At 62.4% G+C, this 25,218-nt stretch carries 26 protein-coding genes; 16 read left to right on the top strand and 10 right to left on the bottom strand.

Going from position 1 to position 25,218, the window contains the following annotated elements:
- Positions 1 to 1,122, top strand: coding sequence for a collagen-like protein (locus G7048_RS28710; RefSeq protein ID WP_166068603.1), 1,122 nt, complete (start codon positions 1 to 3; stop codon positions 1,120 to 1,122).
- 69 nt (positions 1,123 to 1,191) lie between these two features.
- Here G7048_RS28710 and G7048_RS13300 read toward each other — a convergent pair whose 3' ends face one another.
- Positions 1,192 to 2,280: a glycosyltransferase gene (locus G7048_RS13300; protein WP_166068602.1), complete on the bottom strand. Its 1,089-nt coding sequence runs from the start codon at positions 2,278 to 2,280 to the stop codon at positions 1,192 to 1,194.
- Between the two features lie 184 nt (positions 2,281 to 2,464).
- Between G7048_RS13300 and G7048_RS13295 the strand changes: the two genes are divergently transcribed.
- Positions 2,465 to 3,022: a DUF2939 domain-containing protein gene (locus G7048_RS13295; protein WP_166068601.1), complete on the top strand. Its 558-nt coding sequence runs from the start codon at positions 2,465 to 2,467 to the stop codon at positions 3,020 to 3,022.
- Positions 3,023 to 3,211: 189 nt separating this feature from the next.
- Positions 3,212 to 3,457, top strand: coding sequence for a hypothetical protein (locus G7048_RS13290; RefSeq protein WP_166068600.1), 246 nt, complete (start codon positions 3,212 to 3,214; stop codon positions 3,455 to 3,457).
- Here G7048_RS13290 and G7048_RS13285 read toward each other — a convergent pair whose 3' ends face one another.
- The 3 genes from G7048_RS13285 to G7048_RS13275 form a co-directional block, all read right to left on the bottom strand.
- Positions 3,458 to 4,261 (bottom strand): tRNA-uridine aminocarboxypropyltransferase, encoded by an 804-nt coding sequence (locus G7048_RS13285; RefSeq protein WP_166068599.1) that lies wholly within the window; start codon positions 4,259 to 4,261, stop codon positions 3,458 to 3,460.
- A 29-nt stretch (positions 4,262 to 4,290) separates the two neighbouring features.
- The gene (locus G7048_RS13280) at positions 4,291 to 4,896 is read right to left on the bottom strand and encodes a class I SAM-dependent methyltransferase (protein ID WP_166068598.1); all 606 of its coding nucleotides are present in this window, start codon (positions 4,894 to 4,896) and stop codon (positions 4,291 to 4,293) included.
- A gap of 150 nt (positions 4,897 to 5,046) precedes the next feature.
- A complete protein-coding gene (locus tag G7048_RS13275; protein ID WP_166068597.1) occupies positions 5,047 to 5,433 on the bottom strand; it encodes a VOC family protein in 387 nt (128 codons plus the stop codon).
- A 286-nt stretch (positions 5,434 to 5,719) separates the two neighbouring features.
- Here G7048_RS13275 and G7048_RS13270 point away from each other — a divergent pair, with 286 nt between their 5' ends.
- The 3 genes from G7048_RS13270 (at position 5,720) to G7048_RS13260 (ending at position 8,961) form a co-directional block, all read left to right on the top strand.
- Positions 5,720 to 7,171: an aldehyde dehydrogenase gene (locus G7048_RS13270; RefSeq protein ID WP_166068596.1), complete on the top strand. Its 1,452-nt coding sequence runs from the start codon at positions 5,720 to 5,722 to the stop codon at positions 7,169 to 7,171.
- Between the two features lie 33 nt (positions 7,172 to 7,204).
- On the top strand, positions 7,205 to 8,092 hold the full coding sequence (locus G7048_RS13265) for an NAD(P)-dependent oxidoreductase (protein WP_166068595.1): 888 nt from the start codon (positions 7,205 to 7,207) through the stop codon (positions 8,090 to 8,092).
- Between the two features lie 146 nt (positions 8,093 to 8,238).
- On the top strand, positions 8,239 to 8,961 hold the full coding sequence (locus G7048_RS13260; RefSeq protein WP_166068594.1) for a DUF6348 family protein: 723 nt from the start codon (positions 8,239 to 8,241) through the stop codon (positions 8,959 to 8,961).
- 5 nt (positions 8,962 to 8,966) lie between these two features.
- Here G7048_RS13260 and G7048_RS13255 read toward each other — a convergent pair whose 3' ends face one another.
- Both G7048_RS13255 and G7048_RS13250 read right to left on the bottom strand, forming a co-directional pair.
- Positions 8,967 to 9,344, bottom strand: coding sequence for a DUF4124 domain-containing protein (locus G7048_RS13255; RefSeq protein WP_166068593.1), 378 nt, complete (start codon positions 9,342 to 9,344; stop codon positions 8,967 to 8,969).
- Between the two features lie 46 nt (positions 9,345 to 9,390).
- The gene (locus tag G7048_RS13250) at positions 9,391 to 9,567 is read right to left on the bottom strand and encodes a hypothetical protein (RefSeq protein ID WP_166068592.1); all 177 of its coding nucleotides are present in this window, start codon (positions 9,565 to 9,567) and stop codon (positions 9,391 to 9,393) included.
- Positions 9,568 to 9,753: 186 nt separating this feature from the next.
- Here G7048_RS13250 and G7048_RS13245 point away from each other — a divergent pair, with 186 nt between their 5' ends.
- Genes G7048_RS13245 through G7048_RS13220 form a run of 6 tightly spaced genes read left to right on the top strand, consistent with a single transcriptional unit; the run spans position 9,754 to position 15,783 of the window.
- On the top strand, positions 9,754 to 10,269 hold the full coding sequence (locus G7048_RS13245) for a MarR family winged helix-turn-helix transcriptional regulator (protein WP_240932978.1): 516 nt from the start codon (positions 9,754 to 9,756) through the stop codon (positions 10,267 to 10,269).
- Positions 10,270 to 10,291: 22 nt separating this feature from the next.
- Positions 10,292 to 12,418, top strand: a complete 2,127-nt coding sequence (locus G7048_RS13240; RefSeq protein WP_166068591.1) for an FUSC family protein — start codon at positions 10,292 to 10,294, stop codon at positions 12,416 to 12,418.
- Positions 12,415 to 12,621, top strand: coding sequence for a DUF1656 domain-containing protein (locus G7048_RS13235; RefSeq protein WP_166068590.1), 207 nt, complete (start codon positions 12,415 to 12,417; stop codon positions 12,619 to 12,621). The genes G7048_RS13240 and G7048_RS13235 overlap by 4 nt, the downstream gene beginning before the upstream one ends.
- A gap of 35 nt (positions 12,622 to 12,656) precedes the next feature.
- The gene (locus tag G7048_RS13230) at positions 12,657 to 13,634 is read left to right on the top strand and encodes an efflux RND transporter periplasmic adaptor subunit (protein WP_166068589.1); all 978 of its coding nucleotides are present in this window, start codon (positions 12,657 to 12,659) and stop codon (positions 13,632 to 13,634) included.
- A 5-nt stretch (positions 13,635 to 13,639) separates the two neighbouring features.
- On the top strand, positions 13,640 to 15,115 hold the full coding sequence (locus G7048_RS13225) for an efflux transporter outer membrane subunit (RefSeq protein ID WP_166068588.1): 1,476 nt from the start codon (positions 13,640 to 13,642) through the stop codon (positions 15,113 to 15,115).
- 50 nt (positions 15,116 to 15,165) lie between these two features.
- Positions 15,166 to 15,783: a LysE family translocator gene (locus G7048_RS13220; RefSeq protein ID WP_166068587.1), complete on the top strand. Its 618-nt coding sequence runs from the start codon at positions 15,166 to 15,168 to the stop codon at positions 15,781 to 15,783.
- A gap of 49 nt (positions 15,784 to 15,832) precedes the next feature.
- Here the strand turns inward: G7048_RS13220 and G7048_RS13215 are convergent, their stop codons facing one another.
- Positions 15,833 to 17,344: a tryptophan halogenase family protein gene (locus tag G7048_RS13215; protein WP_166068586.1), complete on the bottom strand. Its 1,512-nt coding sequence runs from the start codon at positions 17,342 to 17,344 to the stop codon at positions 15,833 to 15,835.
- A 92-nt stretch (positions 17,345 to 17,436) separates the two neighbouring features.
- Between G7048_RS13215 and G7048_RS13210 the strand changes: the two genes are divergently transcribed.
- Positions 17,437 to 17,745, top strand: coding sequence for a hypothetical protein (locus tag G7048_RS13210; RefSeq protein ID WP_166068584.1), 309 nt, complete (start codon positions 17,437 to 17,439; stop codon positions 17,743 to 17,745).
- Here the strand turns inward: G7048_RS13210 and G7048_RS13205 are convergent.
- On the bottom strand, positions 17,738 to 20,647 hold the full coding sequence (locus G7048_RS13205) for a DNA topoisomerase III (RefSeq protein WP_166068582.1): 2,910 nt from the start codon (positions 20,645 to 20,647) through the stop codon (positions 17,738 to 17,740). The two genes, G7048_RS13210 and G7048_RS13205, sit on opposite strands and share 8 nt — an antisense overlap.
- A 95-nt stretch (positions 20,648 to 20,742) precedes the next feature.
- Between G7048_RS13205 and G7048_RS13200 the strand changes: the two genes are divergently transcribed.
- The 3 genes from G7048_RS13200 to G7048_RS13190 are packed head-to-tail and all read left to right on the top strand — an operon-like array spanning position 20,743 to position 23,231.
- On the top strand, positions 20,743 to 21,477 hold the full coding sequence (locus G7048_RS13200; protein ID WP_166068581.1) for an SET domain-containing protein-lysine N-methyltransferase: 735 nt from the start codon (positions 20,743 to 20,745) through the stop codon (positions 21,475 to 21,477).
- Positions 21,474 to 22,385: a biotin--[acetyl-CoA-carboxylase] ligase gene (locus G7048_RS13195; RefSeq protein ID WP_166068580.1), complete on the top strand. Its 912-nt coding sequence runs from the start codon at positions 21,474 to 21,476 to the stop codon at positions 22,383 to 22,385. The genes G7048_RS13200 and G7048_RS13195 overlap by 4 nt, the downstream gene beginning before the upstream one ends.
- A 51-nt stretch (positions 22,386 to 22,436) precedes the next feature.
- Positions 22,437 to 23,231 (top strand): SPOR domain-containing protein, encoded by a 795-nt coding sequence (locus tag G7048_RS13190; RefSeq protein ID WP_166068579.1) that lies wholly within the window; start codon positions 22,437 to 22,439, stop codon positions 23,229 to 23,231.
- A gap of 221 nt (positions 23,232 to 23,452) precedes the next feature.
- On the opposite strand, the gene G7048_RS13185 is transcribed toward G7048_RS13190, so the two are convergent.
- Complete coding sequence (locus G7048_RS13185) at positions 23,453 to 24,340, bottom strand: N-formylglutamate amidohydrolase (RefSeq protein ID WP_166068578.1); 888 nt, start codon at positions 24,338 to 24,340, stop codon at positions 23,453 to 23,455.
- Between the two features lie 67 nt (positions 24,341 to 24,407).
- A complete protein-coding gene (locus tag G7048_RS13180; RefSeq protein WP_166068577.1) occupies positions 24,408 to 25,058 on the bottom strand; it encodes a GntR family transcriptional regulator in 651 nt (216 codons plus the stop codon).
- Positions 25,059 to 25,218: the final 160 nt, after the last annotated feature.

Below are 25,218 nucleotides of genomic sequence, written 5' to 3'. Positions count from 1 at the left end.
ATGCTGGCCTCAGCCCCCATCGTCCGCGCGGATGATGTGATCCTGCGTCCCCCAGCAGCAGGCCGCGTGGTCGTGCAGGACAGCGGCGGCAGCCATCTCTACTTTCGCGTAGATGACGCCGCCACCAACAACGTGTTCGTGCCTACGGTGCCCGGATCCACTGCCCAGCAAGTGCTCACCTGCTTCAATTCGGGAGGCCAATTGGGTCCTTGCGCCGCCAACGCAGGCGCTGGGCCGGACGGAACGACACCGCTGAGCAATGCAGGCGGAAGCGCTACGGGCACGACCGGAGCGACCGGGGCGACAGGAGCAACCGGATCCACAGGCGTGACGGGAACCACCGGCCCCACTGGGCCCACAGGCCCGACAGGCGCCACGGGCAATACCGGTGCCACAGGAGACGCAGGCACGGGCACGACGGGTGCCGCTGGCCCGACGGGCGCTACAGGGTCCACAGGCTCCACTGGAGCCACGGGCTTGACCGGTCCTGCAGGCAGCACTGGAGCGACTGGCGCAACCGGCCCAACTGGAGATCCCGGACCACAAGGGCTTACCGGACCTCAAGGCATACAGGGAATACAAGGAATTCAGGGCAACCCGGGTCTGCAGGGATTGCCGGGAAACGATGGTGCCACCGGTCCTGCCGGGACTGCGGGAACGCCAGGGCTCGACGGCCCCACGGGACCTACCGGTCCGACAGGCCCCACCGGAGCCACGGGTACGATCCACACCGACATTTTTGCATCGGCGGCCAACACGGCAGGCTCGGTGATTGGCGTTGTTCTGGGAGGCACCAAAGTGCCGCTGCCCACACAAAACCTGTCAGGAATCACGTCGTCATCAAACACCGATTTCACCGTTACCCAATCGGGTTCCTATCTCATCACTTACTCCATCAATGTGACTGCGGCGCTCCTCATGAGTACGTGCGTCTACATCGACAGTGCGTGTGAATCCACCTTGAATTCCGCACCCCTTCTGTCCTTGAGCAGCTTCACGGGACAATCCATCGTGAATCTCTCGGTGGGCCAAGTCGTCAGCCTGCAACTGTATGGTCTGTTGGGGGCCGCGACGCTGCAAGGAGGCGCGGGAGCGCGCATGAGCATTGTCCAATTGAAATAGTGAACACCGACATGCGAGCATCGAGCGAGGCCGTCAACACGGCGTCCCGGTGCTCGCCTTGCGACGAAACTACACCCGGTAAAACGCCCGATTTCCTTCGATGCGAACGCGCTCGCTCTCCGGAAACATCCGCTGAGCGAGCAACTGCTTGAGCGCCTCGCGTCCCAGCGTCTGATGTGGGGTGTAGAAAGCGCTCACCGCCAGTTCATCGAGCGCGCGCCAGCGGTACACCGCCGCATCCACGAACAGAATGTCCGCCGTCGGCTGCACGATCTTCGAGGCCTGCAGCGCGTACAGACTGGCGAGTGCGAACTCCTTGCGTTCGCGATGAAAACGGGCCAGTTCGCACAAGGGCTCCGCACGTTGAGGGCGCGCGGCGTACGTTGCCAAATACGCTTCACGCACCGCCTCGGGCGTTGCACCCGTGCGCTCCAACAGCTTGGCCGCCTGGAACTGGGCAAACCAGCGCTCCTCTTCCCAACCGCCCATGGCCGCGCGTTGCCGATAACGCTCCAGGCTTTGCTCGAATCGCTGCGCATCGCGGTAACTCTGCGCGAGATAGAACACATAGCGCGTGTTGTCAGGATCGGCTTTGAGCGCATCTTCGAGCAGCGCAATATCTTTGAGATAGGTGTTCGGGTCCTTGGCGCGCGCGCCGTCATGCGAGACGAAGATCACCGGCCCGGCCAACTGCTCCCAAGGCTGCGCGTTCGGCGCGGTGAGGTATTCATGCAGCACGCCTTCCCAACGCCAGTCTCGGCGCGTGGCGATCAATGCGTTGCGCTGGTATTCCGTGCCCGCCATGTGGCAGGTGAGAAAGTAGCCATCGGCCAAGAGCTGCGGCCAGCGAAAGCCCTTGGGCACCTGCAGTTGCTCGTCGGCGTCGATGAACAGCAGATAGTCCGCACCGCCGCGAGCCAGTTGCAGCGCTTCGTTGCGGTTGTGGGCAAAGTTCTTCCATGGCCGCTCGTGCAATTCGCCCGGCACACCCTGCATGAAGTGACGAATCACTTGCTGCGTACCATCGGTCGATCCGGTGTCGACGATCACCCAGCGGTCAATCCACGGCTTGACACTCGCAAGACATCGCTCGATCACATGCGCCTCGTTCTTGACGATCATGTTCAGGCAAATGGAGGGCTTGGACGTGGCGGACATGGGCAATGGAAGAGTTGGCGAATGACGGGAACCCGAGAGATTCTAGGGTCAGGCCTTTGCGACGTGATTGGTTTTCTGAATGAATTTCACCCAGCGCGCCATCCTTGCGTCAGTCAAGTCAGCGCGCGAGCGGGCGGTCCAAGCTGTGCGAACATCGGTGCCGAACACAACACTGAAGGTCTCCATGAAAAGTTCAAAGAACGTCGTCATCGCAGCGGTGATCGCTGTGGTTCTGGGCATCGCCGTGCTGCTGTACGCCTCGCCCTACATCGCGCTGAACTCGATCAAAAAAGCGATGGATGCGCAGGATGCCAACGCGCTGGCGCAATACGTCGACTTTCCGGTGCTGCGCGAAAACCTCAAGGGCAAGCTGATGAGTTCGCTCGCGAACAAGTTGCCCCAAAGCGATGATTCGTCCAACCCGCTGGGCGGCATCGGGCAGGCCCTTGGCGGCATGGTGGTGGGCGCGGCGGTGGACAATCTGGTGTCGCCCGCTGGCGTCATGATGATGATGCAGACCGGCAAGTTCGGCCCCAAGGTGCCCAAGTCGACGCCTGCGCAAAACAACGGCGCGCCAAGCGACCGCACCACCGACAACGAAAGCGATCCGCGCGGCTTCTCTCTGAACTATCAGGGCTTCAGCAAGGTGCGCGTGTTCCGCAAGAGCGATCCGGGCAGCGCCTTCATCTTCCGCCGCGATGGGCTCATGGGCTGGAAGCTGATCAACGTGGACATGGGATGACCGCCGGCATCGGATGAGTGCAAACAACTGCCTCCAACATCAGGTCAGCCTCTTGGCTGACAGCCTTGTGGAAGCTTCGTGCAGTACAAACGACAACATTCGCCGAAGCGATGCGAAATTCGCTGCGGCCATGAAAACAATGCATTCGCATCCATTCCGTTTCACCAACAATCCCAGGAGTTCATCGGCATGTCCCAAGCCCCCACCGCACAGGAAACCATCGCCAAGCGCATTCTGTTCATCATGGTCAACGAGCAGGGACTGCGTGCCGGTGACGGCATGAGCCCCGACAACCTCACGCATGATCTGACGCGCCACGAGATCTCGCAAGCCGACCAGTTGCAGGCCGTGCAATTCGCCAAGGAAAAGGGCTGGCTGCGCGATGGTCCTTACGGCGAGCTGCAGTTGACCGAAACCGGCTTTGCGCTGGACTGATCAATCCAGCGGCCGCTCCGGCTCCAGACACTCTTTCAGATGCAGATGCTCCTCGCCGTCCCAGCGCGGCGGGAGCTGGTTGCGCGCCTGCTCGTAGTGGTGCGTGAACACATCGAGCCACGCGGCCAGCACTTGCGATGCAGCCATGTCGCCAGCCAATTCAAGGCACAGCGCCGCCACTTCGCTGGTGCAGAAATGATCGCTGCGCGTGGAGCGGCGCAGTCGATACGCCGACACCTGCTCCGGATGCAGGCTCAGCACCGGGAATCGGTCCAGATACGGACTCTTGTGGAACATCTTGCGCGCCTGTGGCCAGGTTGCGTCAAGCAAAATGAACAGCGGGCGCTTGCCCTGCACTGCTTCGCCCGAATCGCACGGCTTATCGGCCACCAATTCGTGCACCACGCGATCCGGCGGATCGACGAACTCGCGCGGAAACACCACATAAGGCTGCCATTGCGGATCGGCCAGCAAGGCGAGCAGTTCCTCATTCACCTGCGTGCGTGACCAGCCAAACGCGAAGGTGTCGGCCACCACATCGGCAATCAGCCAACCCGTGTTCGTGGGCTTGAGCGGCTCCGCGTCATGCATGAGCAGACACATGCCGGCACGCGTTTTCTGCTCGACTTCGATGCTGCAAATGCAGTGCGACACCCGCAGCCTGCACCCCTCGCAACGCAGCACTTTGGAGCCGCCGCGCGCAAGAAAAGGTCGTGTGCTGATCGCCCGCCGCGCCGTGCTCAATCGCGCCACGGAATGTGGTGCGCGCGGCGTGGCCGGGGCTTGAAAATCTTCTTCGTTCATGGGGTGCAAAAGAAGGCGCGAAGCAGCGTTCAACCCTGCTTGCACTCCAGCTCGAACAGCGGCACTTCGCAGCGCTCGCTCAACCAGACGCCACCGCCCAGCTCGCGGAAATTCGCTTCCAGGCCACGGCGGTACAGCGCCGCCCGATGACGGAACAGCCGCGCATCGGTGAGGTCTTCGTCGATCACGCCGCGATCGTAGTCCTCGCGACTCACCGCCTCGACATACAGACCGCCGCGACTCAGGCGGCCGATGTTGTCCAGCGCGAGCTTCAGATCCGTCGCACTCAGATAAGGCAGCACGCCCTGGCAGATCACCAGATCGAACGGCTCGGCATTGCGGTAGTCGACCACCGAGCCCTGCTCCCAGCCGTAGCGCTCGCAGAGATAGCTGCTGAGCTCGACGCCGTGATAGCTCACGCCGGGAAAGTGCTGGCTCACCGCCTCTTTCCACAGACCGATGCCGCAGCCGATATCGAGCACGCGCGCCATGGGCACACGCAGATAAGCAAGGTAGGAGCAGACGAAAGCACCCAGACGCCGCGAATGTTCGACATCGATCACGCTGGTCTTCTTGTCGAAATAAAAACGCTGGTAATAGGCCTCGTCAAACCACTGCTCGCTTGCTGATTGCACGCATGCTCCTGAAAAAAGGGGGAAACCGACGACGTGAATCTCGCACGCAACGGGCAAGCACATCGCCGCAAGAAAAAGAAAAACGGCGTGGCGAAGTATCGCCCACGCCGCCTGTCAGCGCTCGCGCTGCGGTATTCGATCAGCCGATCATCACGCCTGCTTGGGAGGACGGTAGTTCAGGCACACCTTGTTGCCATCCGGATCGCGCAGATAGGCCAGATACAGACGCCCCGGGCCTTCACCGCGATAACCCGGTGGATCTTCGCAGGTCACGCCTCCTGCAACCAGACCGGCAGCGTGCGCCGCATTGGCCTGTTCCTCGGATGTGGCTGCAAAGCCGAAGGTGCTGCCGTTGCCAGCGCTCGCGGGCTCGCCGTTGATGGGCGTGCTCACCGCAAACGTGCCGCCCGATCCGCGCCAGAAAAAGCGGTTCTTGTTGGCCATGCCCGGCGCAATGCCGAGCGCGCCCAGAAGCGCGTCGTAGAACTTCCTGGATCGCTCCAGATCGCTGACACCAACCATGATGTGACTGAACAAGCTCGTCTCCTGCGTTGTGGATGTGGAAGGCCAAGAATAGCCGAAGCGATGAGGTCCTCCAGTCGCTTGCGCAACTCACGTCTTCAAGAGCGTCCACGCTGCGACTGGCGCAATGCGCTGGACGTATGCACAAGGCAGCAACGCGCGGACGTTCTGATACACAGAATTTCCATTCCACCTAGCATTAACCCTAATCTCAAGCAAACGCCCTTGGTCTAAACTGAATTAAACAGAACATTAGTTCTATCTGACAGACCAAATTCAACTCAAGACGACGGGTAGCTCCATGAAAAAGATGTGGATCGGCGGACAGGCCGTGGACGGCGATGCGGGCGTTGCGCCCTTGGTGTCGGTGAATCCGGCCTCGGGGGAGGTCAACTACGAAGTGGCGGCGGCGGGTGCCAAGGCGGCCGACGCGGCGGTGAAGGTGGCCGATGAGGCCGTGCGGGACAAGAAGTGGCGCAACATGCTGCCGCCCGCGCGCGCCGCGATTCTGTCCAGGATTGCCGATGGCATGGAGCGCCGCAGCGAGGAACTGGCGCGTCTGCAAATGATCGAGAACGGCAAGGTCTGGCGCGAATGCCAGGTGCAGGTGAAAAGCGCCGCAGCCACCTTCCGCTACTACGCGGCCGTGTGCGAAACCACGGGCTCCGAAGTGACGCCCGCGCGCGGTGACTACCTGTCCATGTCGGTCTACGAGCCCTACGGTGTGGTCGCTGCGATCACGCCCTGGAATTCGCCGATGACCATGGAGGCACAGAAGGTCGCGCCTGCACTCGCTGCGGGCAATGCGGTGATCCTGAAGCCATCCGAAATCACGCCTTCCACGGGCCTGCTGCTCGCCGAGATCGCGCAGGAAGCGGGCCTGCCCGCAGGCATTCTGAACGTGCTGCCAGGCACCGGCCAGCAAGTGGGCGCGGCGCTGGTCGAGCACCCGCGCGTGCGCATGGTGTCGTTCACCGGTGGCACAGAAAGCGGTCGCCGCATCGCGGAAACCGCTGCGCGCAAGCTCATGCCCGTCGCGCTGGAGTTGGGCGGCAAGTCGCCGCACATCGTGTTCAACGATGCGCCGGTCGATGCAGTCGTGGCGGCGCTTGCCGGGGGCATTTTCGAAGGCAGCGGTCAATCGTGCGTGGCTGGCTCGCGTGCCTTTGTGCAGCGTGGCGTGTATGACGAAGTGGTTGCCAAACTGAGCGCCGTGGCGCGTTCGCTCAAGGTTGATCTGCCCGATGTGGCCGGTGCCGAGATGGGCCCACTCGCCACCTTCGCACACCGCGACAAGGTAGCGAGCATGGTGGAATCCGCACGCGCCGCAGGCGCAGACATCCTCGCGGGCGGTGCTCGCCCGGATGGCAAGCAACTGGAAAAAGGCGCGTACTACCTGCCCACGCTGATCGGCGGCATCGACAACAACGCCGCCATCGCGCAGCAGGAAATCTTCGGCCCCGTGCTCTGCATGATTCCATTCGATGACGAAGACGATCTGATCGAGCAGGCCAACAACTCCTGCTTCGGTCTGGCGTCCGGCGTGTGGACGCGCGACTACCAGCGCGCCTGGCGCGTGGCGCGTGCGCTCGAAGCGGGCACAGTGTGGATCAACACCTACAAGCAGCTCTCGATCGCCACGCCGTTCGGTGGCTTCAAGGACAGCGGCATCGGCCGCGAAAAAGGCATCAACGGCATGCGTCTGTACCAACAGCCCAAGGGCATTTATTTCGGCATGGGGCAGCTCGGCTGAGCCGCGAAAAGCACAACAAAAAGGAATCCTGAAATGAGCAATCCAACGCAAATCGGCTTCATCGGTCTGGGCGTCATGGGCGAGCCCATCTGCCGCAACCTCGCACGCAAGTCCGGCGCACCCGTGCTGGCATTCGATCTGTCCAAAGAGCCGCTGGAGCGACTGGCTGCCGACGGCGTGAAGGCCGTGGCCTCGCCCGCCGAAGTCATGCAGCAATGCGATGTCGTGTTCCTCTCGCTGCCTTCCGGCGAAGTCGTCGCCAAGCTGAGCCGCGAATCCAATGGCTTGCTGGCCAACGCACGCGCCGGCCAGGTGGTGGTCGATCTGAGCACGTCGTCGGTGAACACCACGCGCGAGCTGTCCAGCGAGTTCGAGAGCAAGGGCGCGCACCTCGTCGATGCCCCTGTCGCACGCACGCGCGCTGCAGCCGAAGCCGGCACGCTGGCGGTGTTCGTTGGAGCAACGCCGGAACTGTTCGAGCAGGTGCGTCCGCTGATCGCCACCTTCGCCGCCGACATCGCGCTGTGCGGCCCGGTCGGTTGCGGCCAGGTGCTCAAGATCCTCAACAACATGATGCTGTTCGAGCATGTGGTCGCGCTCAGCGAAGCCAAGAACATCGGCGAGCGCGCGGGGGTCGATCCGGCGGTGCTGTTCAACACGCTCACGCAGGGTTCGGCCGACAGCTTTGCGCTGCGCAACCACGGCATGAAAGCCGTGCTTCCGGGCGAGTTTCCCGAGCGTGCGTTTTCGGTCAAATACGCGCAAAAAGATTTGCACTATGCGCTGCAACTCGCTGATGAAACAGGCGTGGATGCGCGCGGCGCGAAGATCGTCGACGAGTGGTTCAATCAAGCCATTGCAAGTGGCGCAGGTGAGCAATACCACCCCGTCATCAGCACATTCATGACAAAGAAAAGCTGAGTCCGAAACAGTGCGTTGACACTGCTTGCGCTAACGGTTTTTGCGTGTCTATTTGCTGTTGCATTTACACGCAAATTCGGTTGCGTTTTGTCGCAATTGCGTGTCTACCATGGGCAGATATTCACCCCACAAATGGTGCGCACGCGATGGACCCCTCGGCCCCGTTCTTCCTTCAGCAGGTGTTGCACGAGACCCTGCGATCCCAGCGTTTGGAGTTTCAGGTGACGGATTCGGGCCGGTCCGTCACGCTTTCAAACGGCCTGCGGCTGGAGCCGTTTCTGATGGCTTGCGAGCAAGCCTCGCGCCATCACTTTCAGTCCACATCGGTCATCGAGGTCAGCCATCCCCGGCTCTTTCCGAATCCGCTGTTCGAGTACCAACATTCCAGCGGCACGTCGCAGCACGATGCGTTCAGCAAAGGCTTTGCGAATTGGGCCAACATGGATCTGGTCACGCTGATCGACGCGTGCCAAACGACGCTGGAGCACTGCGCGATTCTTGAAGTCTCCTACGCCACCGACGATGACGAAGCGGTGTATCGCCGTCAGGTTCTGCTCGGGCCGATGGCGCATTTTCAGCAGCACCCGCCACGCGCTCTGGAAGAGCATGCGTTCTGTCCCTGCTGCCTGTTCAGCAACAGCATGCCGGCCTTCAGCGATCTGCTGCAAAGCCGTGATTTTCTGGGAGTGCGGTTCTATGCCTCACGCGATGCGGACGGCCACTGCGAGGCCGATTGCCGCGTGAACGGGCATGATTTTCCGGCGGCCGTGCAACTGCTGTGCGAATACGCCAAGCTGTGGCCGGATGCGGGCATGGAGTTCCGCAAGCAATACGTCGTCATCCGCAACAAGCCGATGCTGCTGGAGTGATGGAATCACTTTCGTGCTGACGATTTCGAGTCCGGAACGGACTGGACCGCCGCGCCATTGGCATCGTCAAACCATTGCTCCTGCGTTCCCGGCGGGCAGCTTTGGTCGGTGTAGCTCACATGGCCATCGCTCGATGTGCATTTGCGCGGCCTGCGCGGCGCAGGTTGATCGGACGCTGCCTTGGTTTTGCTGGTGGCTGCGGGTTGCGAGCCCACGGCCCCGCGCGACGATGCGTCCGGGCGCGTGAGTCCACGCCAAGTCTTCTGCGCCCACTCCGTGGTGCCCGGCAACCACACTGCCTGATTCTGAAACGCCCACGTGGCCGCAGCAGCCAGCGCCACGGCCAGCGCGATCAACGCGTTGCGGTGCGAACGACGCATCATCTCGAATCACTCCCTCTCTTTTGATTTTTTACTTTGACAGCAGCGCTTATCTGACGCCGCCCACTCCCACATCCATGGTGCCGAAGACGGTCACCCCGCTGCTGTCGCCCGCTTGCGAGCCGGGGCTTTTGGCGGACGAACCTGTGCTCGTGCAACCGGCCAACGCGCCGAACACCCCCAACGCGATGACGACGGCCGCCAGGCGAAATGCATTGAATCGCATGTGAACACTCCTTTCCTGTCTCGTCTCACAGGCCCATGTTAACGACCGGGCAGGACGCTCGCGCCATGAACCCCTTCCCCCGGCATTGAATGGCCAGACGCCCTGCCCGCTGCGCCGCACGCTATTTCCGAGCGCCTGCATAGATTCGTACAACCAGATATACTAATTAATAAGCTGACTAACTAAATGACAAAACCACATTCCCCAGCCTCCAACGCCTACGCAGGCCTGCCGCGTGAAGACGCGCTGCTCAAGCTCACCCGCAGCATGGGCTTTTGCAACGCGCGCTATGTACCGATCGCGAACAAATCGGTGGAGCATCTGGGCTTGTCCGAGGCCTCGACCTGGCCGCTGCTGGCCGTCTCGCGCTACGGCGACGGACTGCGTCAGGGCGTGATTGCCGACATCCTCGGCATCAAGGCGCCGTCGCTCACGCGCCCTCTGGACTATCTCGAAGGTGAAGGCCTGATCGAGCGCCGCGACGATCCGGTCGATGGTCGCGCCAAGACGCTGCATCTCACACCCAAGGGCCGCCAGCTCACCGTCCAGATCGAAGCCGCGCTCGCCACGCTGCGCCACCATCTTTTCGAGAAAGCATCGGATGCCGATGTCGAAGCCTGTTTGCGTGTTTTTTCAGCACTCGAAGATCGCATGGGCCGCGTCACGCCGGACATCGAACCGCTGAAGAACAAGAAGCCATAAAAGCAAAAAGACCCGGCCCGCCATGAAACTCCCATCGTTGCCCCGCTTCACGCGGGCGGAAATGCTCTTTTCGCTCAAGTGCGTGGCCGCAGGCGTGCTCGCCCTGTACGTGGCCAGCCGCCTCGGCCTGAGCCGTCCGTTCTGGGCGATGATGACTTCGTACGTGGTCGCCAGCCCGCTCGCGGGCACCGTGCGATCCAAGGCGCTGTACCGCGTGCTCGGCACCATCGTGGGCTGCACGGCCACGCTGCTGATCCTGCCCGCGCTCGCCAACGCACCGGAGCTGCTCACGCTCGCCCTTGCGCTCTGGGTGGGCGGCTGTCTTTATCTGTCGCTGCTCGATCGCTCGCCGTCGTCCTACGTGTTCATGCTCGCGGGCTACACGGCTGCGCTGATCGGCTTTCCCAACGTGCAGACACCGCAGACGCTGTTCGACAACGCCAGCCTGCGCGTGGAGGAAATCATCGTCGGCATTCTGTGCGCCACCGTCGTGCACAGCATCGTGTTTCCCAAGGGCCTTGCGCCCGCCGTGCTCGGCCTGCTGGATGGCGCGATGAAGCACACCAAGCACTGGATTCAGGACCTCTTGGTCACCGATTCGCCCGATCCCAAATCCACACTCGCCAGCGATCGCAGCAAGGTCGCGGGCGACATCACGCAGCTTCGCCTGCTGTCCACGCACATCCCGTTCGACACCACCAATCTGCGCTGGACCGCCGGTGCCGTGAGCACCATGCAGGACCACATCGCCTCGCTCATGCCCACAGTCTCGGCAGTGGAAGACCGGCTCGTTGCGCTGGAGCAGGCAGAGGGAAAAATCGCGCCCGATGTGGTCGCGATTCTTGCGCGCATCAGCCACTGGCTCGACACGCAGAACTTCAAACAGCTCGATCCCGATCGCGCAAAACAAGTGGCCGATCTGCGCGCAGAAATCCACGCGTTCGGCCTGCAGCATTGGGATGAACGCAAGGACAACTTGTCGCGCCTGCTGCGCGTGGCGCTGGCAACGCGGCTTACCGAACTCATCGACGCATGGGACTCCTGCGTGCGCCTGCGCCACGACATCGACGCGGGCATCGGCGGCGCACCCGTCGCATCGCGCCGCCTGCGCAATCTGAGCCACCGCGCGCTGCATCTGGACCACGGCATGGCCGCGCTCTCGGGTCTGGCAGCCGTGCTCGCCATCTGCCTGTGCAGCGCGTTCTGGATTCTCACCGGCTGGCCCATGGGCTCGGCCGCCGTCATGATGGCGGCGATCTTCTGCAGCTTCTTTGCGACCATGGACAACCCGGTTCCGGCGATCAAGGGCTTTCTCAAATACCTGATCTGGTCGATGCCGCTGTCGATCTTCTACGTGCTCATCATGCTGCCCAACGTGCAGGATTTCGGCATGTTGGTCGCCGTGTGCGCACCGGTGTTCTTCGTGCTCGGCTGCTACATGGCGCGCCCGCAGAACATGATGGCCGCGATGGGCATTCTCATGGGCGGCTTCTTCGGAACGCTCGCCATGTACGACACCGGCGCGGTGGACATGATCACCTTCGTGAATTCGATGATCGGCCAGATCGCAGGCATCGCCGCCGCTGCCATCGTCACCGCACTGGTGCGCACCGTCGGGGTGGCATGGGCCGCACGGCGCATCCAGCGTGCCAACTGGCGCGAGCTGTCCGAACTCGCGCAACCCGGTGCGAGCGCACGCCAGATCGACGCCTACGCCGTGCGCATGCTCGACCGCATCGGCCTGCTTGCTCCGCGCATCGCGCAAGCAGGCGGCAAGATCGACGGCATCGCCAACGACCAGGCATTGCGCGATCTGCGCGTCGGTGCCGACCTCGCATCGCTGCAACGCCAGAACATTCCGATGGAGTCGCCACACATCGCGGGCGTGCTCTCGGACATCGGTCAGTTCTTCGAAAAACGCAGTGCAGGACTTGCGCAGGCGCAGTTGCCCGAAGCCATTCTCCAGCACATCGACGAGGTGCTCGACTACGCCGCCACGCGCCCCGAATCGAGGCCGCAATGGCGCGCCGCCGTGACCGCACTCGTCGGTCTGCGCCGCAATCTCTTTCCGGCCGCACCTGCGGCCCTGACCCTTTCTGGCGCCGCGCCAACGCACACGGCACCGGACACATCCGCGAGCACATCATGATCGGCGAAGCATCTTTCTACGGCCTCTATCTGCCATGGCTCATGCCGCTGGCGCTGCTCGCGCTGGTGGCACTGCTCGGCGTGCAACGGCTGCTCGCCGCCGTAGGTCTCTATCGCCGCATCTGGCATCCGGCGCTGTTCGACATCGCGCTCTACGTGCTGCTGCTCTGGGGCCTGTCGCGCCTCAGCGCACTGCTGCAATGAACTGAATACCACCTCATCAGAAAAACGAGAACAACATGACTGACAAGACCACACCCTCCGCACCGTCCACGCCTGCCAAACCCAACCTGTTCAAGCGCATCGCCGCGCGCACGATTCCCGTCGGCATCACACTGGCCGTGAGCGCTGCCGCCATCGTGGCCGCGTTTCAACTTTGGGATCACTACGAACTCGCGCCCTGGACGCGCGATGGCCGCGTGCGTGCCAACGTCGTGCAGATCGCACCCGACGTGTCCGGCCTCGTCACCGACGTCGCCGTGCAGGACAACCAGCGCGTGCACGCCGGACAGCTGCTGTTTGAAGTGGATCAGGCGCGTTATGCCCTCTCGCTGCGCCAGGCCGAAGCCGCCGTCGCATCGCAGAAGATCGCGCTCGCGCAGGCCAAGCGCGAAGACGCACGCAATGTGAGTCTCGACAATCTGATCTCGCAGGAAGTGCGCGAGCAGACCCGTACCAAGGTCGAACAGGCCAACGCCGCGCTCGCGCAGGCGCAGGTCGCGCTCGACACCGCGCGCCTCAATCTCGAACGCGCGCGCATCGTGGCACCGTCCGATGCCTTCGTCACCAACCTCGATCTGCGCAAGGGCAGCTACGCCACGGCGGGCCATCCGGCGATGGCGCTGGTCGATTCGTCGTCGTTCTACGTCGAAGGCTATTTCGAGGAAACCAAGCTCGCGCGCATCCATGTGGGCGACCGCGTGAAGGTCACGCCCATGGGCGTCGGCAAGCCGCTCGCGGGCACGGTGGAGAGCATCGTCGCAGGCATCGCCGACCGCGACCGCGCGACCAGCTCCAACCTGCTGCCGACGGTGAATCCCACGTTCAACTGGGTGCGACTCGCGCAGCGCGTGCCCGTGCGCGTGAAGCTCGACCCCGTGCCCGACGATGTGAAGCTCGTCGCAGGCCAGACGGTGACGGTGGAAGTGACGGGCAACGCCACCAAGAACGCCGAGAGCGCCAAGATCGCAGCCGCGCCCAAACAGACCAAGGGCTGATCACCATGCGCCACCTGCTCTCCACCTCGCTGTCGCTCATCGCCATTGCCGCGCTCACGGCGTGCAGCACCAAACCTGTTGGCCCGGATTACGTCGTTCCTGCAGAAGCTATCGCGCAACAGGTCCAGCCTCATCAACCGTTCTCAAGCGCGCAGAATTCGACACTCGCTGACAAGCATCACGCGCTTGTCTCCAACGCCGCGCTGCCTGATCGTTGGTGGCAGCTCTATGCCGATCCGCAGCTCGACGCGCTCATCGCCAAAGCCTTCGAACACAACACCGATCTGCGTCAGGCACTCGCGCATCTCGAACAGGTGCAGGCCGTCGAGCAGGAAGTCGCAGGTGCCACACGCCCCAGCCTGAGCGTGGGTGGTGGCCCGAGCTACGGCCACGTCTCCGGCCTGTCGATGCTGCAAAAGGGCTACGTGCCGCCCAACGCATTCAGCTACTCGGCCAGCTCGGGCATCTCGTATCAGCTCGACCTGTTCGGCCAGATCCGCCACGCCATCGAAGCCGCGCAAGCAGGCACGGATGCGGCACAGGCCGCCCTCGATCTCACGCGCGTGAACGTGGCCGCGCACACCGCCAGCGCCTGGGCACAAGCCTGCACGACGGGCCTGCGCATCGAGGTGATGCAGCACTCCATCGCACTGCAGCAACAATCGGCGAGCATCTCCGAGCGACTGCAGAAAGCGGGCAAGGTGGGCACCATCGACGCTCAACGCGCCCGCGCGCAAGTCGAGCAACTGAAGGCCGATCTGCCACCGCTGCTCGCGCTGCGCCAGAACGCGCTGTTCCAACTTGCCACGCTCACCGGCGAGCAGCCACAGAATTTCCCGCGCGACGTTCAGCAATGCCACGCAGCCCCGCAGGTCGCTGCAGGCGTGATCCCCGTCGGCGATGGTCAGACCCTGCTGCAACGCCGCCCCGATGTGCGCCAGGCCGAACGCCAACTCGCACAGGCCACCGCGCAGATCGGCGTGGCCACGGCCGATCTCTACCCCAAGATTTCGCTGGGCCTCTCCGCTGCATCCGCTGGCCACATGACAGGCTTTGGCCGCGGCGACACCTTCAGTTGGAGCCTCGGCCCGCTGATTTCGTGGAGCATTCCGATCAACGGCGTCGCGCAGGCACGCATCGCTCAATCCGAAGCCGCCACCAAAGGCGCGCTCGCCAAGTTCGACGGCACCGTGCTCACAGCATTGCGCGAAACCGAAACCGCCCTCACCAACTACGCCCGCGAACTCGACCGCAACGCGCGCCTGAAAGCCGCCCGCGCACAAAGCGCACAGGTCGCCGAAGAGACGCGCCGTCTGTATGTCAACGGCAAGACCGGCTACCTCGATTCGCTCGACGCAGAGCGAGTGCTCGCCAACGCAGACACCGCGCTCGCGGCCTCGCAAGCGAACATCGTGAACGATCAACTGGCGTTGTTTCTGGCGCTGGGCGGTGGTTGGGGCACAGAAGGAGAATCCCATTGATTTTCGTCGCAGCGCTGTCACGTCGTTAACCTACAATCCGCTGCTCCACCATGTTCACCACCCACGATCTCCTCTACATCGCATCGGTCGCCGCACTGATTCTTGCGATGCCGGGCCCCACCAACACGCTGCTGTTCTCGTCGAGCGTGGCGCGTGGTTTTTCGCGTTCGGTGGTGCTGGTGGCCGCAGAGCTGGTGGCCTATCTGCTGGCCATCAGTTGCTGGGGATTTCTGCTGCTCAAGCTGCTCAACGATCAGGCCTGGATCGCCACCACACTCAAGCTCGGTGCGGCGTTCTACATCGCTTACCTGTCGCTCAAGATCTGGAAGTTCGAGAAAAGTCTCACGCCCGAATCGAGCATCACCAGCCGCCACGTGTTCATCACCACGCTGCTGAATCCCAAGGCATTTCTGTTCGCCTCGTTCGTGATGCCGCCCAAGGTGTTTGTCGACACCGCCGCCTACTTTCCCGCCATGGGCACATTTGCGCTCACCATGATTCCCGTGTCGCTGGGCTGGTGCCTGCTCGGCCATCTCGCGCGCAGTGGAAGCAGCAAGCTGCCGATGTTTTCATCCGGCGTGATGCTGCGCGGCGCATCGCTGGTGCTGTGCTTTTTCTCGGCGTCGATTCTCTACGACGTGCTGCACAAGGTCTGGCTGAATCATTGAAGACAAAAATGGAGCCAACAAGGCTCCATTGTTTTTTCAGCGACGCCGTTTACGCGGGTATCACAGTCCCCTCCTGCCGCTGCTTGAGCCACGCAAGAAACTCCCCCACTGCCTGCTTGCCTTCGGGCGGCAGCGCCATCAACTCGGTCTTCACCGCATCGCGCGGAATCAAGCCCAGACCGGTGGCGACGAACATCCAGTTGATCACATGGAAGATGCCGCGCCGGCCATGCAGGATGTAGCCTTCCAGATCGAGCAAGCGCGGCGCACGCAGTTGCATGCACTCTTTAAGCGCACGATAAGTCTCGGGCAAGGGCACTTTCGCCACATCACGCCAGAACGCCGTGTCGCGGCGCGGGCAGTCGTAGTGCATGCGCAGAAAGTCGCGCACCTCCAGCCACGAATGGTGGTTCGACTCGTTGAACTCGCGGATCGCGTTGTCCGACACCACGCCCTGGCTCAAGGTGAGCACCCGCACAAAGTTGCGCACGGTCTCGACCATCTGCCCGATCGACGTGGCCTCCAGCGGCTCCACAAAGCCCGAGGCCAGCCCCACGCTCAGTACATTGCCCACCCAGACCTGCTCGAAGCAACCGGGCTCGAAGCGAATCACGCGCTGCGGCTGCACGTCATAACCAAGCGTGCGTTGAATCTCCGCCGCCGCATCCTCATCCGAGATGTGCTTGCTGCTGTACACATAGCCCGCACCCACGCGATCCTGCAGCGGTATCTGCCACATCCAGCCCGCCGACAACGCAATGGCACGACTCACCAGCCCCGGATTCTTTTCCGGATGCCGCATGTAGAACGGAATCGCACGATCAAGCAGCAGATGCTCGCTGAATGAATGCCACTGGCTGGGCACCACCTTGCCGATGATCTTGCGCGACAGGCCGCTCGCATCGACCACAAAGTCCAGCTCGATGCGCTCACCCTCTCGCGTGGTCAGCGCCACGACCCGTCCACGCTCGTCGGTCTGCACTTCATTCACCATCGCATCCTGATGCACGATGTTGCGCGACAGCGCAATCTTCTTGAGGTATTCGGCGATCTTGTAGCTGTCGAAATGGAAGGAACTGATGATGTCCACTTCTTTGGCATCCAGCGCCTTCTTGGCCTCCTGCTGGCTCGCATTGCCCTTGATGAGGTCCATGCCGCGCAGGTAGTCCGGCATGGGAATGCCGTTGTGGATCATCGCGGCAATCAGCGGAAAGCTGCCGCTCTTTTCCCATTTGGAGGCCACACCGTCCGACGACGCAAACGGGTGGAAATACCGGTCGTCCTTCTCGCCCGTGCGCCAGCCCTCGTAGCTGAAGCCCCACTTGTAGGTGGCATGCGTCTCGCGCACGAAATCGTCCAGATCGATGTCCAGCGAAAGCAGCGCACTCTGCAGATTGAGCAGCCCTCCCTCGCCCACCCCCACAATGCCGATCTGCGAAGACTCGATCACCCGAACCTCCACCGCCGCACTGAAAATCTTGCGAAGCGACAAAGCAGCAAACCAGCCCGCAGTCCCTCCACCCAGAATAACGACGCGTTTTGCGCCTCGCAAATTGAGCACTTCAACCTCCCTCGAAACACTGAACATATGAGTGAAAACCACTCTACATCAGGGTTCCGGGGTGGTTCATTGATTAATCATGCATGCATGTGATGGGTCATATTCAGCCCAACCCAAACTACATACGACTGAACAAGATCAATCTCAAAAAAGCACAGATCAGCACAACGTCAATCCACAAGGCCTTGGTATTAAAAGACAGCGAACTCAGCAGCGTGCAGGACGCTCGAATCACCCACCCCAATGACGAGATGGCCCCTCAGGCGCGACGCAAAGCCGCAGACAGTACTTTCGTACTGGCCAAGGCTTTGCAACAAAGCATGAGAGGCCATATCGTCATCTCAAAACGAGCGACTCATCGAGGCCGCCAAGGCCTCGTCTCAAAAACAAAAATCAGCTGATGTGCTTGCCGACAATGCCAGCAATTTCAAACATCGTCACTTTATCCTTGCCGAAGACAGGTAGCAGCTTCGCATCGGCAATCACCGAACGCTTGTCCGCCGGATCCTGCAGATTGTTGGCCTTGATGTAGTCCCAGATTTTCTTGACCACTTCGGGGCGTGAGACGGTGCCGTCGCCGATCACCGCGGCCAGCTCTGCGCTTGGCTTCAAAGTGCCTGCCGCAGGTGCCTTCTTGGTCGCGGCCTTCTTCGCAGCAGGCGCTTTCTTGGCCGCTGCCGTGGTCTTCTTGGCTGCAGGAGTCTTCGCTGCCGCACCTGCTGCCGTCTTGCGCGGTGGGAACTTCGAGTCGCGCTTCTCGAATTCGAAATTCACCTTGCTTTCATTGGCATCCCACACCAGGAAGGCCTTGAACGCGCGGCGCGTGCGCATGCTCACGAACTTGTCGAGCAGATCGGTCTTGCCGGTTTCCAGCAGCTTGTTCATCTGCGTGCGCTCGATGGGTTGCTGCAGGATGATCTTGCCGCTCTTGAACTTGCAGCTCGGCGTGGGTTGCGCCTGCGTGGGAACGGACTTGCTGCACACATAGTTCGCGCCATGCTCGTACACGGGCGCGCCGCAGACCGGGCACTTGCCCAGACTTTCCTGCGCGGAGAAGTCGACCAGTTCGCCCGACTCTTCATCGGCCTTGTCGTCGCCAAAGTCGAATTCGAGCTTGTAGTTGTTGTTCTCTTCATCGCACACGATGGCGACTTCGGCCGTGAACGGCCAACCCGCCTTGGAGCGGAAGCCTTCCAGCGGGCCGATGCGACGGTCGCGCACCAGCGTTTCGGCTTCCTGCGTTTCGAACGTGCGGCCTGCGGGCGACTTGGTGAACGAGAAACCGCAACCTGCGCCATCGCCACCGGCCTTGCCGGTGCAGGCAAAGCGGCGGTAGTTTTCCTTGACCACGCCGCCGCAGTTGGGGCATGGGGTTTCCAGCGTCGCGTAGTCGCCGGGGATGGTGTCGCGGTCGTATTCCTTGGCCTTCTTGACGAGCTTTTCCGTCATCGCCTGGATCTGCTGCATGAAGGCTTCGCGCGAGAGCTGGCCCTTTTCCATCTGCGAGAGCTTGTACTCCCACTCGCCGGTCAGGTCGGCGCGCGAGAGTTCTTCCACGCCCAAGCCACGCAGCAGCGTCATGAGCTGGAACGCCTTGGCCGTGGGGATCAGCTCGCGGCCTTCGCGCAGCATGTATTTTTCGGTGATCAAACCTTCGATGATGGCCGCGCGCGTGGCTGGTGTGCCCAGGCCCTTTTCCTGCATGGCTTCGCGCAATTCATCGTCGTCGATCTGCTTGCCCGCGCTTTCCATCGCGCCCAGCAGCGTGGCTTCCGAGTAGCGTGCGGGCGGCTTGGTCTTCAAACCCTTGGCATCGGCATGTTCGGTGCGCGGCGTTTCGCCGGGCTTGACGGCCACCAGCGGCTGGCCCTTGTCGCCTTCCTTGCCGCCTTCGACTTCGTTGGCCGCTTCCTTGCCGTAGATGGCCAGCCAACCCGGCTTGACCAGCACCTTGCCTTCGGTCTTGAAGCTGTGGCCCACGACCTGGCTGATGCGGGTCGTCACCTGGTGTTCGGCGCTCGGGAAGAACACTGCCATGAAGCGGCGCACGACCAGGTCGTACAGCTTCTGTTCGGCTTCCGACAGGCCGCTTGGTGCCTGCGTGGTCGGGATGATGGCAAAGTGATCCGACACCTTGCTGTTGTCGAAGATGCGCTTCGACGGACGGATGTAGTTGTCGTTGATCGCCTGCTGCGCAAACGGTGCGAGATGGCGCATGCCGCTGTGCGCCAGCATGTCGAAGGTCTGCTTGGCGACCGGCAGATAGTCCTCAGGCAGCGCGCGCGAATCGGTACGCGGGTAGGTCAGCGCCTTGTGGCGTTCATACAGGCTCTGCGCAAGCGCGAGCGTGGTCTTGGCGGAAAAGCCGAACTTGCCGTTGGCCTCGCGCTGCAGGCTGGTCAGGTCGAACAGCAGCGGCGATGCCTGCGTGGTGGGCTTGGATTCTTCGGTGACGGTCGCTGGCTTGCCGCGCACGGCCTCGGCAATTGCCACGGCGTCCTTATGGTTCCACAGGCGGTCGGCGCGGGCTTCGGCGTCTTCGCTCTTCTTCCACTTGGGGTCGAACCACTTGCCCAGATACTCGCCCGCCTCGGCGTGAAAGCCTGCGTGCACTTCCCAATAGTCGCGGCTCACGAACTTGCGAATCTTTTCTTCGCGCTCGACCACCAGCGACAGCGTCGGCGTCTGCACGCGGCCCACGGTGGTCAGGAAGAAGCCGCCATCGCGCGAGTTGAACGCGGTCATCGCACGCGTGCCGTTGATGCCGACCAGCCAGTCGGCCTCGGAGCGGCTGCGGGCGGCGTTGGCCAGGCCCTGCATCTGCTTGTCCGAGCGCAGCTGGTTGAAGCCGTCGCGGATCGCTTGCGGCGTCATGCTCTGCAGCCACAGGCGCTGCACCGGCTTGCCCAAAGCGCCCTTGGCACCGCCCGCGTATTGCTCGATCAGGCGGAAGATCAGCTCGCCTTCGCGGCCCGCGTCACAGGCGTTGATGAGTTCGGTGACGTCCTTGCGCTTGGCCTGCTTGACCACGGCGTTCAGGCGCGTCTTGGTCTTGTCGACCGGCTTCAGGTCGAAGAACGGCGGAATCACCGGCAGGTGCGCAAAGCTCCATTTGCCGCGCTTCACATCGAACTGCTCGGGGGCCTGGATCTCGACCAGATGGCCCACGGCACTGGTGACCACGTAGCGGTCGTTCTCGAAATGATCTTCGTGTTTGTCGAACTTGCCGGCAACGGGCGTGAGGGCACGCACGATGTCTTGTGCAACCGACGGTTTTTCTGCAATGACCAGCGTTTTATTCATTTGTGTGGGTTGGCCTTTACGGCGCTTCTACAATTCGGCTTCACGCGCGCACGCGCACGCATGTGTACATATTCAAATTAACAGAGTTTTCAGCCATGGCCCGCAACGCACCCTCGAATATCCCGACTATCCCGCCGGGCCGCCGCATCCAGACTCGCCGCTCGGGCGTGCATGGCAAGGGCGTCTTTGCTCTGGAGGACATCGCGGAGGGCGAAGTTCTCATCGAGTACATCGGCGAGGTCATCGGCTGGCAGGAAGCGCAGGATCGGCATCCGCACGATCCCAAGCAGCCCAATCACACGTTCTATTTCCATGTGGACGAAGACCGCGTCATCGATGCCAAGCGCGGCGGAAACTCCGCGCGCTGGATCAACCACAGCTGCGATCCCAACTGTTTTGCAGATGAAATCGACGGCCGGATTTTCATCACTGCCCTGCGCAATATCCACGCAGGCGAAGAGCTCAATTACGACTACGGCCTGATTATCGAAGAGCGTTATACCCCGAAACTCAAAGCCGAATATCCCTGCTGGTGTGGCAGTGATGACTGCCGCGGCACCCTGCTGGCCCCCAAGCGCGGCTGGGCGCCCAAGGGCATGGAGCCGGTGAAAACGAAGAAAAAAGCCGAAAAACCTGCTTCCGAAGCCAAATCGGATGCAAAAAAGATAGCTGAATCCTCCAAAAAATCCGAGAAGAAGACGGCCAAGCCGTCCGACAAGAAGGCAGAGAAGAAGGCCGACAAGAAATCCGACAAGCCCACGACCTCGGACAAAAAACCCGCAAAAAACAAGGACAAGAAGCCAACCAAGGCCAAGGACAGCAAAAAGTGAGCGACGACAGCGCGAGAAACGCCTCGGCCGCACGCCCGCCCATCCGCTGGCCTTCGGAAGCCATCTGGCAGGCTGTGGTGGGCTCCGTGCCCGATTTCAGCGTCGAGGTCGTGCCCTCCATCGATTCGACCAACACCGAACTCATGCGCCGCGCGCGCGCCGGGCGCTGCGAACCGATTCTGCTGGTCACCGAAGAGCAGACCGCAGGCCGTGGCCGCCTCGGCCGCCCCTGGCAAAGCCAGGAGACCGAGCATGCCGAGGACCATGGCCCCGCATCGCTGATGATGTCGCTCGGCCTGCCGATCCGCCCCAAGGAGTGGTCCGGCCTGTCGCTGGCCGTGGGTGTGAGCGTGGCGGACAGCATCCAGCCCGAGATTCCGCGCGATGACAGCGGCGTGCCGCGCGTCGGCCTCAAATGGCCCAACGACCTGTGGCTGTCGGGCGACCGCAAGTTCGGCGGCATCCTGGTCGAGACCGCGAGCTTCGTCGCCCCGCAAGGCATGTACGCCACCGAGCCCGACAACGCACTGCGCTATGTGGTGGTCGGCATCGGCCTGAACGTGCTGCCGCGCCCCGGCGACGGCATGACGACGCAGCCCGCCTGCCTCACCGAAATCGACGCCCGCTGGACCGCGCCCGAAGCGCTGCTCGCCATCATCCCGCCGCTCATCCAGACGCTGCAGACCTTTGCGCGCACCGGCTTTGCGCCGTTCAAGCAACGTTTTGAACAACGCGACCTGCTGCGTGGACGCACGGTAAATCTGAGCAACGGCGAAAGCGGTGAAGCGCGCGGCGTGAGCGATGATGGCACCCTGCTGGTCGAAACCGCTGCGGGCGTGCAGGCCATCACCAGCGCCGACATCAGCGTGCGACCGGCCGGTCAGCCGCTGCCGGGACCATCGGCATAAAACCACGTCGCACCCAGAAAAACACGAATCGACAAGAGGGATCACCACATCATGCTGCGCATCGCCGTCATCGTTCTGCTGCTCGCCAATGCGGGCTACTACGCATGGTCGCAGGGCATGCTGCGCGACATGGGCTACGGCCCGACCGTGCAGTCCGAGCCCCAGCGGCTGAACCAGCAGATCGATCCGCAGAAGATGCAGGTGACGCCCGTGAGCGTGGCCGCGCAGGCATCAGCCTCGGCTGCGTCAGCGACTGTTGCGGCAGCTTCTGCAGCATCGGCACCCGCGTCCACGCCCAGCGCGCCAGCCAGTGCCGCGTCCGTCGCTGTGGCTGCTGCTCCAACGCCCGTGCCCGCCGCATCAGCGCCCGCTCCTGCCACGCCACCGCAACGCACGGTCTGCCTGCAAGCGGGCTCGTACGACGAGCAGCAGATGCAGACCCTGCGCATCGCCGCCCAAAGTGCGCTGCCGGCCAACAGCTGGAGGTTCGACCCCACGCCCGTTCCCGGTCGCTGGATGGTCTACATCGGCAAGCTGCCCGATGACGACGCCGTCGCCAAGAAGCGCTCCGAACTCAAGAACCTGCAGATCGACTACGACCGCCCCGGCGCGGCCTTCGAGCCCGGTCTGTCGCTGGGCCGTTTCTCGACGGACGAAGCCGCACAGCGCGCGCTCTCGCAACTGACGTCCAAGGGCGTGCGCACCGCCAAGGTCGTGGTCGAGCGCAAGGAGACCAACGTCTACACCCTGCGCCTGCCCACCGCCGATGATGCGTTGCGAGCCAAGGCCGAGGGCCAGTTGCGCACCGCCCTGCTCGGCAAGCCGCTCAAGCACTGCGGTACTTGATTTCTTGTGTTGTGGCTGACGAAGCCTTTGGCTTCGATGGGTTGGTCGTTTTGAGACGCAGATACAGGGCCTGATCCTTCGTTGTGCCTCCTTGCCGTACCGAAGTACTGTCCGCGTCGGCAGCGCCTCGTCTCAGGCCCTGTCTCTGCGTTGGGGTTGTCTATTCAAGCGCCGCATGAGCTTCTCAGGTCCGCTGCTTGAAAACCGGGGATGTGCTGTTTTCAGAGCTTGCGTGGATCGGTTTTGAGAAGTTGCTCGACCAGATCGCGCAGGTCGCCTTTGAGCTTGTCGAATCCCGGCTGCACGATCTCCAGCGTTTCTTCGTTCATGTAGATGCGCCGGTTGATCTCGATCTGGATGCTGTGGCGGTGCTCCTCGGGTTTGCCGTAGCGGCGCACCAGCTCCACACCCTTGTAGGGGTGGTTGTATTCCACGTCGTAGCCACGCCCGCGCAGAAACTCGCACACCAGACTGGACAGCGCGGGGGATGCGGTCGAGCCATCGCGGTCGCCGATCACGAAGTCCGCATGTTCGAGTCCCGGATGCAGCGTCGCGTGGCTGGCTGCGACCGACGGCATCGAGTGGCAGTTGATATGAATGCTGTAGCCATGCCGCGCATGCGCCGCATCAATGGCATCCGACACGGCGGCGTGATACGGCGTCCAGCATTCGGCGATGCGCCGCTGGCCCTCCTCCACCGTGAGCTGTCGTTCGTAGATCGCCTGACCGTCGTCGGTGAACTTCCAGATCAGCCCCTTGCCCAAGCGCACCTTCTGCAGCGTGACCTCGTCCTCGGTCACCGCATGCGGCCAGTCGCCGTCGAACAGTTCGACATCGACCTCGGTCGTGTTGCGATTCGCATCGAGATAAATGCGCGGAAACAGCGCTTCGACCCAGGCCACACCCATCAGCGGCGCAAAGTCGTAGAGCTTTTCAACGTGCGTGTCCTCGGCCTGACGCAGCACGGCCAGCGGCAGCGCCGAGCCAAAATCATCGGGATAGACCGTGCCACTGTGCGGCGAATCCAGCACCAGCGGCGTGCTGCCGGGTTGAGCGGCGAACTTCTTGGCTGTGTCGTTGGCCTTCTTCGATCGGGAAGAGTCAGTCATGGCTGTTGTCTCACTTCGTGTGAGATGCAGCATAGCCTGAGCACCAACGGCTATGAGCCGCCAAAGGTTATTCGTCTTCGGTGGCCGCCAGCGCCGACGATTTGAGCACCGTCCAACCCGATTCGATGTGCTTGCGCATCGCGATCATCGCGGAAGCAGCGTCGCCCGTGGCCAGCGCTTCGAGGATTTCGTTGTGCTCCTCGACGGCATCCTGCCCGCGGTTCTGCGCCGCGTTGATCACGTCGAACGGATAGCGCGCCCAGAGAATCTGCACGAAATGCAGCGTCTGCGGCAGGTTGGCGATGTCATACATGCGGCGGTGAAAGCGGTAATTCACGCCACGCGCAGCGGCGCGGTCACCATCGGCAAACGCCTTGGCAAACTCGGCCCCCAGGGCATGCAGTTCCTCCAGATCCTTGGAGGTGATGTTCTGCACCACGCCGCGCACGAGTTGCGCTTCGAGCAGCAGACGCAGATTGAGAATTTCGGCCGACGCGGCCGGATCGAACGGCACAACGCGCGCACCGCGATACGAATCGCCGCTGACATAGCCTTCTGCCACCAGCAGCTTGAGCGCCTCGCGCACCGGCGTGATGCTGAGCTTGAGCTCTTCGGCGATCTCGGCCTGCTTCAAACGCGAGCCGCGCGGGTACACGCCCGAGATGATGCGTTCACGCAGGTAATCAGCGACTTGTTCTTCTTTGGTTCGGTAATCCATGTGTTGCCCGTCGAATCCTGCCATCAATCCATCGCAGTTGCATGGACCGTATGCCGTCTGCAGCTGCGTTGCGGAGGTCTGCCTGCGTGCGGTCGTGCACGATGCATTGGTTTCGCCGCATTCTATGCGACGGAATGCATGACCACATCATGCAGCGCAA

The organism is Diaphorobacter sp. HDW4B, from assembly GCF_011305535.1.
Taxonomy (GTDB): domain Bacteria; phylum Pseudomonadota; class Gammaproteobacteria; order Burkholderiales; family Burkholderiaceae_C; genus Diaphorobacter_A.
The sequence above is the reverse complement of the archived record's forward strand: the minus strand, read 5'-3'. Positions and strand labels throughout refer to the sequence as shown.